The sequence below is a fragment of the Robinsoniella sp. RHS genome (genome assembly GCF_001029355.1).
In the GTDB taxonomy this organism is placed as follows: Bacteria; Bacillota; Clostridia; order Lachnospirales; family Lachnospiraceae; genus Robinsoniella; species Robinsoniella peoriensis.
The window spans coordinates 1-9,538 of the sequence record NZ_JNGB01000008.1; the positions used below are offsets into that span (position 1 = coordinate 1).

At 40.1% G+C, this 9,538-nt stretch carries 11 protein-coding genes; 9 read left to right on the forward strand and 2 right to left on the reverse strand.

Going from position 1 to position 9,538, the window contains the following annotated elements; genetic code table 11:
• Positions 1–84: 84 nt before the first annotated feature.
• Positions 85–264, reverse strand: a complete 180-nt coding sequence (locus RHS_RS05160; protein ID WP_395021388.1) for a hypothetical protein — start codon at positions 262–264, stop codon at positions 85–87.
• 1,439 nt (positions 265–1,703) lie between these two features.
• Here RHS_RS05160 and spoIIIAA point away from each other — a divergent pair.
• From spoIIIAA to RHS_RS05205, 9 genes are all read left to right on the forward strand, one after another.
• On the forward strand, positions 1,704–2,669 hold the full coding sequence (gene spoIIIAA / locus RHS_RS05165; protein WP_027293816.1) for a stage III sporulation protein AA: 966 nt from the start codon (positions 1,704–1,706) through the stop codon (positions 2,667–2,669).
• Positions 2,663–3,181 (forward strand): stage III sporulation protein AB, encoded by a 519-nt coding sequence (locus RHS_RS05170; RefSeq protein ID WP_027293817.1) that lies wholly within the window; start codon positions 2,663–2,665, stop codon positions 3,179–3,181. Before spoIIIAA ends, RHS_RS05170 begins: the two co-directional genes overlap by 7 nt.
• 112 nt (positions 3,182–3,293) lie before the next feature.
• Positions 3,294–3,488 carry a stage III sporulation protein AC gene (gene spoIIIAC, locus RHS_RS05175; protein WP_027293818.1) on the forward strand — a complete coding sequence of 65 codons (195 nt, stop codon included), beginning with the start codon at positions 3,294–3,296 and terminating at the stop codon, positions 3,486–3,488.
• Positions 3,489–3,503: 15 nt separating this feature from the next.
• Positions 3,504–3,890, forward strand: coding sequence for a stage III sporulation protein AD (gene spoIIIAD, locus RHS_RS05180; protein ID WP_027293819.1), 387 nt, complete (start codon positions 3,504–3,506; stop codon positions 3,888–3,890).
• An 82-nt stretch (positions 3,891–3,972) separates the two neighbouring features.
• Entirely contained in the window at positions 3,973–5,115 is a 1,143-nt protein-coding gene (locus tag RHS_RS05185; protein ID WP_242849182.1) for a stage III sporulation protein AE, read from the forward strand.
• Between the two features lie 21 nt (positions 5,116–5,136).
• Complete coding sequence (locus RHS_RS30185; protein WP_395021390.1) at positions 5,137–5,700, forward strand: stage III sporulation protein AF; 564 nt, start codon at positions 5,137–5,139, stop codon at positions 5,698–5,700.
• Between the two features lie 5 nt (positions 5,701–5,705).
• Positions 5,706–6,284, forward strand: coding sequence for a hypothetical protein (locus RHS_RS05195; RefSeq protein ID WP_027293821.1), 579 nt, complete (start codon positions 5,706–5,708; stop codon positions 6,282–6,284).
• Between the two features lie 13 nt (positions 6,285–6,297).
• Positions 6,298–7,116, forward strand: coding sequence for a SpoIIIAH-like family protein (locus RHS_RS05200; protein ID WP_047832532.1), 819 nt, complete (start codon positions 6,298–6,300; stop codon positions 7,114–7,116).
• 171 nt (positions 7,117–7,287) lie between these two features.
• The gene (locus RHS_RS05205; protein WP_081998779.1) at positions 7,288–8,886 is read left to right on the forward strand and encodes a peptide chain release factor 3; all 1,599 of its coding nucleotides are present in this window, start codon (positions 7,288–7,290) and stop codon (positions 8,884–8,886) included.
• A 217-nt stretch (positions 8,887–9,103) separates the two neighbouring features.
• Here the strand turns inward: RHS_RS05205 and RHS_RS30190 are convergent.
• A partial coding sequence (locus RHS_RS30190; protein WP_395021392.1) for an IS5 family transposase occupies positions 9,104–9,538 on the reverse strand: 435 nt, incomplete at its 5' end.

The following is a 9,538-nucleotide window of genomic DNA, read 5'->3' on the forward strand; positions in this document are numbered from 1 at the left end:
GCCGATGCTTCATCAGCAGAAGGTCTGACCCTTTCGTTAAAATCGGCAGTCAGATTGAAAGAGACTTTGCCAACGCGGTATTCCTCATTCATCTTTTTGATTTTGTTCTCTCACATAGAGTTCAGGATCATCTGTGACCTTCAATAACTCGGAGTGTTTTCCAAAGTTTTTAATATTTCTGGTGGTTGTTTTCTTTCCATTACGGATTCCCTGCTGTGCATAATAAGTGGGATCCTTTAGTCGTTTATCAAAGTATATTTTCATAAATGCATCACCCCTGTAATTATTATACCATATAAATACAACACATACAACATAAAAATAGTAAAAATTTGACAAAAAAATAAGCCTGTATCAAGGCTTTAAGGTACTTTAGAGATATGGAAAGTGTCGAAGACCCGTATCAACAAGACCTGTTCTTTTTCTGTGTAAGATATAAAATATTAGAATAGTTTAAAATTATCAGATAATTAACACAAAAACAAAACATAAAAAATTAATATAAAAAAATATAAAAAAGAGGTTGACAAATTGGACTATGGGGAATATAATGAAGACAACAAAAAGATAAAAGATCAATTAAAACTTAATTAACTAAGGAGGAGAGTCCCATGGGAACTTAATCTTAACATTTTAATTTACAAAAGTGAAACGAATGGAAAAGTAGATGTTGATAAGCAAATGTAGAAACAAAAGCGAAAGCAAGCAGTATACAGATGTGGTAAACCAAATACAAAGTACAGAAGAGAACAGATGTAAGTTTAAATGATATAATCTAAGAAAGCGAGGTACGGACCACCAAAATATTAAGCGCAGTTGCTTTTGTAAAACACAGAAGTAACCAAGAACGGATGACATTGTAAGCAATGTATATAAAGTTTTAAGAGCTCAAGAAACAAATGGTTAAGAGGTAGAAAGTTTTAATCATGTAACAAACTGATTTGAAAGCGTCAGCTTTCAGAATCAAAAGAGTTTAAAGTTAACAGTTTTAAACAGAAGAAGTTTAAAAGAAGTTATTTAAGTAAAAAGAATTAAAAGGTTTTAAGCAGCAAGAGGTTTGAAGTGAGCAGTTTTAAGCAATTGTAGTTGAAGTAGAAGAATTTAGACGAATCGTTTAAGAGATTGGAGTTTTTAGGAAGTAATTTAATATTTTTGATCAGGGTGTAAATGATCAGAGGTTTTGGATGAAGAGTTAAGAGCCAATACTTAAAAAGCAAATGTTTAAATAAGTATTTTAACAAAGTGGTTTGAAATGAAGTATCAGAACCAGAAGTAGTTTAAGAATTTTATGAAAACTTAGAAAGCGAGGAATTTAAACAACAGAAGTTTAAAACAGAATGATTTTAAACAAAAGAAGTTTAAAATGTAAGAGTTTTAAACGGAGAATTAAGGTATAATCAAAACCTTAGAAATTGTAATTGAGAAAAGTCGACGAATAAGATTACAAAGATGAAAAAGAGGTAAAAGAATGATTGAAGTTCATTAGGGACGAGTATCAACAAGGTGATGTATAGTTGATGCTCGTTCCTATTTTTTTGCGTTCTGATATATATTTACAAAAAGCGGGGCTTTGCCGGTGATCGGGAAGTATAAAGCTGTGAGGGGGAAACTCTTTGCGGCTTTTTTTGCGGATGGAATAAAAAAATTTTCCTAAAGGTATATTTCATGTACAACCTCATATATTGGTTAAAAGGGGTGAGGGCATGAAAGGAAAAGATGATTTCGTTAGAATTTTTGCGACGGGAATCCGGGACATTTTACAGAAGATAGATGTTGATTTTGAAAAACTCCAGGAGATCAGACTAAGAGTTGATAAGCCGCTGTTGATTACCTGTGCGGGCAGAGAGTATTTCGTTTCCGGTAAGGGACGGTTAAGTACAAGGGAAGCAGATGGCTACATGGTTCAGAAGAAAGAACTTCTTGAGACGATGGAATATATTTCAAATTATTCCCTATATGCTTTTGAAGATGAATTGAAGCAGGGATTTATTACAATACAGGGCGGGCATCGGGTTGGAATAGCAGGAAAAATTATTATGGATGGGGAAAGGATTAAAAGTGTGAAGTATATTTCTTTTATAAATGTCCGTTTGTCACATCAGATAAAGGGATGCGCAACAGAAGTGCTTCCTTATGTAATACAGGGGGATGAAATCTGCCATACGCTGATTATCTCTCCGCCCAGGTGCGGAAAGACAACCTTATTAAGGGATATGATCAGGCAGCTTTCCAATGGGACTTCTTATTTTCAGGGGAGTACGATTGGGGTAGTAGACGAACGGTCGGAAATTGGAGGAGCATATCTTGGAGTGCCCCAAAATGATCTGGGTATCCGGACAGATGTGCTGGACTGCTGCCCAAAAGCGGAGGGGATGATGATGCTGGTGCGTTCTATGTCTCCCAGAATTATTGCCGTGGATGAAATTGGAGACTATGAGGATATTCATGCCATTGAATCCGTGATACATTGCGGCTGTAAGCTGCTGGCTACGGTGCATGGAAGTTCCATTGAAGATGTAAAAAGAAAACCATTACTTCAAAAACTGGTTCTAGAACGGGTATTTGAAAGATATATTATTCTACACAACTACAAACAGATAGGCAAGGTCAAAGAAATATTTGATGAACGTGGGACAAGGCTGTATGAAAAGGAGGTACTTTCATGCTGAAGATGCTGGGAATAGGTATGGTAATCGCAACATCCTCGGCGATTGGTTTTTCAATGAGCAAAGACCTGGAGAAGAGGGTAGTGCAGTTAACTGAGCTAAAGCGTATGTTTGTAATGCTGCAGGGAGAAATAAAATATGGAAAAACACCGCTGGCAGAAGGGTTTGGCAAAGTGGGACAACGATCAGGGCCGTTGTTTCAGGGGTTTCTGCAATATCTGTCAGAGGAAATGGAGAAGCGGGATGGAAGAAGCCTTTCCAGGATTTTTGAAGAGGGGGTGGATTTAAAGCTGGAGCACTGCTACCTTGCAAAAGAGGATCTGGAACAATTGAAAACGGTGGGAAGCCATCTGGGCTATCTGGATATTGACATGCAGCTTAGAAACATTGACTTGTATTTAGAGCAGTTAAATGAAAATTGTATACAAGCCAGGCAGAATTACCAGAATAAATCAAGGGTTTATCACTGCCTTGGCGTGATGGGAGGGCTGTTTCTGGCAATCATCTTAATCTGACAGCGTGCCGGCAGTATGGCACATATTATGGAATATAGGCAGGGTCAAAAAGCCAGGTACTTCGTTTTGATTAGAAAACGGTGTATCAGCAGATGAAGGTGAGGGGAAAAAGATGAGTGTAAATTTAATATTTAAAATTGCGGCGGTCGGAATTCTGGTTTCGGTACTCAGCCAGGTACTAAAGCATAGTGGAAGGGAAGAACACGCATTTTTGACTAGTCTTGCCGGACTGGTGCTGGTGCTTTTCTGGATACTGCCTTATATTAATCAATTATTTGAAACAATTAAGAGTCTGTTTGCGCTTTAAGGGGGTGCATCGGTAATGGATATGATGAAAATAGGAATTCTTGGGATAGCAGGAATTCTGACAGCTCTGTTTATCAAAGATGTAAAGCCCCAGTTTGCCGTATTTATCAGTATGGCAACATGCATATTAATATTTTTCTATGCAATTGAAAAACTAACCTTTTTGACCCAGACCCTGGAGACGTTGAAAAATTATATTGCATTGAAAGATTCTTACCTGAGTATCTTACTTAAAATAATCGGCATTACCTATATCGCTGATTTTTCCTCAAATGTCTGCAAAGATGCCGGATACTCGGCAATTGCCGGGCAAATTGAAATCTTTGGAAAGATCTCTATTTTTGTGGTAAGTGCTCCGGTGTTAATGGCGCTTTTAGACACGATTCATGATTTTATGAGTTAGAGCCTGTTTGTAAATTTATTTCTGCACTCACCTGTCAGAAAGCAATTTCCAAACACGCTCTGGAAGGAGGAGTATGGGGGTGATGAAAAAATTCTGGTTTGTCCTGACCTTAATCGGCCTCCTCTTCCTTGGGACATCCATGGTGGTACAAGCAGAAGCGAAAGAAGAGGAATTGCAGGAGTCCTATTTGGACGAGCTGGATTTAAATGAAATTGAATCTACGCTGGACAACATACTGGGGGATACAAAATTTGATTTTAAGGATGCACTTGGGAAGCTGATAAAAGGGGAAATGCCCATGACGCCGTCCAGTATCCTGCAAATTGTAAAAGAAGCATTTTTTGCAGAGTTAAATCAGTATAAATCAACTATGATGCATATCATAATGATCGTTATAGCGGCAGCTATTTTTACAAATTTTACCGGGGTATTTGAAAAAAGCCAGATAGCGGATATTAGCTTTTATATGATGTATCTGCTGCTGTTCACGGTTTTGATTAAGGCATTTTGGGATATGAGCCAATTGACAATGGACACACTGGGACAGGTTCTGAATTTCATGAAGGTACTGCTCCCCGCTTATTTTGTAGCAGCCACTTTTGCGGCTGGTTCCATAACTGCAGCTGGATTTTATGAATTGACGCTGATTCTGATTACTGTGATTCAGTGGGTTTTAAAATATCTGCTGCTGCCGGGAGTAAATCTGTATGTGCTTTTCCTTTTATTAAATCATCTGGCAAAAGAAGAGTATTTATCAAAAATGGCAGAATTATTAAATTTAATGATTTCCTGGGTATTAAAAACGCTTTTGGGAGCTGTGATTGGGATACAGACAGTACAGTGTCTGATCATGCCGGCAGTGGATTCTCTTAAAAATACCCTTTTGCATAAAACTTCCGGGGCAATTCCTGTTATCGGAAATGTGTTCAATGCAGTTTCTGAGGTGGTGGTGGGGTCAGCAGTGCTGGTCAAAAATGCTGTAGGTGTTGCTGGACTGATTGCAGTATTGATAATCTGCCTGATGCCCTTAGTTAAACTGGTGATAGGTACCTTTATGTACAAGCTGTTAAGTGCAGTGATACAGCCTATTTCGGACAAGCGGATGATTGACTGTATTGCCAGTATAGGAGATGGGGCGGCACTTCTTGTGAGAATCCTGTTTACTGCCGGGGCGTTATTCTTAATTACGCTGGCAATGGTAACTGCGTCCATTCGGGGATTGTAGCGTTTATAGGGAGGTGAAGGAATGTCCGGGATTTATACCTGGGTGCGCAATATTGCCTGTTATCTCTGTGTCTTTAATGTGATCCTTCATATTGTGCCAAATGAAGGCTTTAAACGGTATGTACGGTTCATTGGCGGCATCCTGCTGGTAATACTGGTTATGGCACCACTTGCTAACCTTACAAATATGTCGGAATCTTTTGACCAGGCACTGCGCATTGAGGGGCTTAAGGAGGAACTGGATAATGTAAAGACAGCAAAAGAGGGACTGGAGGGTTTAAAATCAGATAAGATCGAACAGGCTTTTTCAACAGAAATAAAGAGGCAGGTCGAACAGATCGTGATCCAACATGAGTATTATCCGGTTTCTACTTCGCTGGAATATCAGAAGGATGGAGAAAGTATCGTCGGTATTGAATCTGCCGATCTGGTGATTTCCAAAAAGAATACAAAAATTGATATTCACGTGGGACAGGCAGCAAAAGGGGATGGAAAGGAGAATGAAGCTGTGAAAAGTATAAAAAAAGAGATTGAGGAAGTATATCAGATACCGTTTGGACATATAAATATTGATGTACGGGAGTAGTTCACATGGGAAAAGGATTAGGGCCGATTATTGAAAAATTAAAACATATGAATAAAGACCATCTTCTGATTGCCCTGCTGGCGGGGGTGCTGCTTCTGGTTATTGCAATTCCAACACAGGATAAAAATAGTACGCCGTCCGTTCCGACTACTGAAAATACGTCAGGACTTACAAATACCACAAAGAAAGATGATCTGGATGTTCTGCAGGGGCGGCTTGTACAGACACTGAGCAAGGTGGAAGGGGTGGGTAAAGTAGAGGTAATGCTTACGCAGAAATCTTCAAAAGAGAAAATTGTGGAAAAAGACTCGCCGGTAACAGATAAAAATACGGAAGAGAAGGACAGTGAAGGGGGAATCCGTTCCACTATGGAAAATGTAACGGGGGAAGAAACTGTCTATGAAAAAGACGAAAATGGAAACCAGGTTCCATATGTAGTAAAAGAATTGGAACCGGAAATTGCGGGAGTACTGATCGTGGCAGAGGGCGGAGGTGATCCGGTGACAGTTAATAATATTACTGAGGCAGTTATGTCATTATTTGATATCGACGCGCATAAAATCAAAGTAATGAAGATGAATTAAGGAGGGGGAAAGTGTGAAACATATTTTTAAGAAGAATCAAATTATTATTACGGCACTTGCAGTCATGATTGCAGTTGCAGGGTACTTAAACTACTCGGGAAATAAGCTTGGCAAGGATGCCACACAATCTGCACTTGATAAAAATGGGGTAGTAAGCCAGAAGGAAACGGAAAGTGAGATGAAAAATGAGAGTGCATTAGTGGACATTCCAAGCCTGGATCAGGATTTGGAAGACGTATCAAGCGACAGTGCATCTGCAGACATTACAACGGGAACTGAGAATGCATCCGCAGACATTTCTACGGATGGAACGGCTTTGGCAGATACATCTGATTCCAATACCGCTTCAGCTGATCTCTCATCAGAAGACACTGCATCGGCCGACACGGCTTCATCAGATGCCAGCATTGAAACAGCAGAAGGCGAAATCAGCGATACACCAGGGGAAGCAGTTCTTACAAGTTCAGCTACCAGTTCCGGATTTGCTGCAGAGGCCAAACTGTCCAGAGAACAGGTTCGTGCTAAAAATAAAGAAACTCTTCTTGGCGTTATAAACAACGAAAGCATCAGCCAGGACCAGAAACAAAATGCAATTGATGATATGACAGCTATGACGGATATCACAGAACGTGAAGCAGCAGCAGAACTGATGCTGGAAGCAAAAGGATTTAAGAATTCCGTTGTCAGCATTACAGATGATAAAGCAGATGTTGTTATCGGTATGGCAGAAATCTCTGATTCTCAGAGAGCCCAGATCGAAGATATTGTAAAACGTAAAACAAACATCGCCGGAGAAAATATTGTAATTACACCTATGACGCAGAGTGAATAGTGTATTATCAAGGGGAGCCAGACTGAAAAAAGTCTGTCTTCCCTGATTGACAGTTGACAAGAACCTTGTTAAAATAGCTAGTGGCTGTCAAAAACTGCCTCAAATTGGAAAGCACATCCTGATACGAGCAATTTTCAGACACGATCAGTGAAAATAGATATATATGGAGGAATTACCGTGGGTAACAATATAACAAATGAAATAAAGAAAAGAAGAACCTTTGCCATCATTTCACATCCGGATGCTGGTAAGACTACATTGACGGAAAAGTTCCTGCTTTATGGAGGAGCAATTAATTTAGCCGGTTCCGTAAAAGGAAAAGCGACTTCCAGACATGCGGTGTCAGACTGGATGGAAATAGAAAAGGAAAGAGGTATTTCGGTAACTTCCTCTGTACTGCAGTTTAATTACGGCGGTTTCTGTATCAATATTCTGGATACACCGGGACATCAGGATTTCTCGGAAGATACCTATCGTACACTGATGGCGGCGGATTCCGCAGTTATGGTAATCGATGCTTCCAAAGGTGTGGAGGCACAGACCAGAAAGCTTTTTAAAGTATGTGTGATGCGTCATATCCCCATCTTTACATTTATCAACAAGATGGACAGAGATGCAAACGATACATTTGAATTATTAGATGACATTGAAAAGGAACTGGGAATTGCAACCTGCCCGGTAAACTGGCCGATTGGTTCCGGTAAAAACTTCAAGGGTGTTTACGAGCGTACAAGCCATAAAGTAACCACGTTTACAGATACAGAGAAGGGAACAAAAGAAGGAGAAACCAGAGAATACGATCTGGATGATCCCCAGTTGGAAGCCTTTATTGGTACGGAAAATAAAGAACAGCTTCTGGAGGAAGTAGAGCTTTTGGATGGAGCCAGTGCTGAGTTTGATCAGGATCTGGTAAGCAAGGGCGAATTATCCCCGGTATTCTTTGGATCTGCTTTGACGAATTTTGGAGTTGAGATTTTTTTAAAGCACTTTTTAAAGATGACAAGTTCTCCCCTTCCCAGAAATGCAGACATTGGAGAAGTAAATCCGATGTCGGAAGATTTTTCAGCATTTGTGTTTAAAATTCAGGCGAATATGAATAAGGCACATCGGGACAGGATTGCATTTATGCGTATCTGTTCCGGTAAATTCGATGCGGGTATGGAAGTTTATCATGTGCAGGGTGAGAAAAAGCTGCGCCTTTCCCAGCCACAGCAGATGATGGCACAGGAACGCCACATTGTGGATGAAGCATATGCAGGAGATATCATCGGCGTATTTGACCCGGGTATTTTTTCAATCGGAGATACCATCTGTATGCCGGGGAAAAAATTTGCATATGAAGGAATCCCTACCTTTGCGCCGGAGCATTTTGCACGGGTACGCCAGGTGGATACCATGAAGAGAAAGCAGTTTGTGAAGGGAATCAATCAGATTGCCCAGGAAGGTGCGATTCAGATCTTTCAGGAATTTAACACCGGTATGGAAGAGATCATTGTGGGGGTAGTAGGTGTCCTGCAATTTGAAGTATTAAAATACCGTCTGGAAAATGAGTACAATGTGGAAATCCGTATGGAAACTCTGCCTTACGAACATATCCGCTGGATCGAGAATAAAGATTATGATATGACGAAACTGATTGGCACTTCTGATATGAAGAAGATCAAAGACCTGAAAGGTAATCCACTGCTTATCTGGGTAAATTCCTGGAGTATCCGAATGACCCAGGAGAGAAATGAAGGGCTTGTGCTCTCAGAATTCGGAAGATCCTAAGTAAAAATACTAGAGCCTCCCGGCGTTTACGTCGGGAGGCTCTAGAGCGTGTTTTAAAATTGCTACACATTGGTCATTTTAACCAAATTAATATTGAAGCGATACACAAAAATCCCAGATAGGTGAATGCAAGTTTGTCATAGCGGGTGGCAATTCTACGAAATGCCTTTAGCTTTAAAAAGAGTTTTTCTATCAGATGCCGCTCTTTATATAGCCACTAATCGCAATGACGTTCAAACTTTGCTCCCTTTCTTGATGGAATTGTTGGTTCACCACCTTGCTCATAGATATAGTCAATCAGTTTATCACTGTCATATCCACGATCAGCAAGTATGTTATTTCCTTTTAAATTTACATGTTTCAATAAGGGAATCGCGAAATTAATATCGTTGCGTTGTCCTTCACTGATCATGAAATACACTGGATTTCCATAAGCATCCACAATGGCGTGTATTTTTGTACTGGCTCCGCCCCGGCTGTGTCCTATTTCGCTAGAAGGCCCCCTTTTTTTTGCACCTGCACTATGTTGGTGCGCCTGAACGATAGATGCATCTAACGAAAGTTCTTCCAATGCGGCTTCAAGGCTTAGAACGCGAAAAATATTATCCAGTACGCCAGCATCAATCCACTTACGAAAACGGCTGTATACACT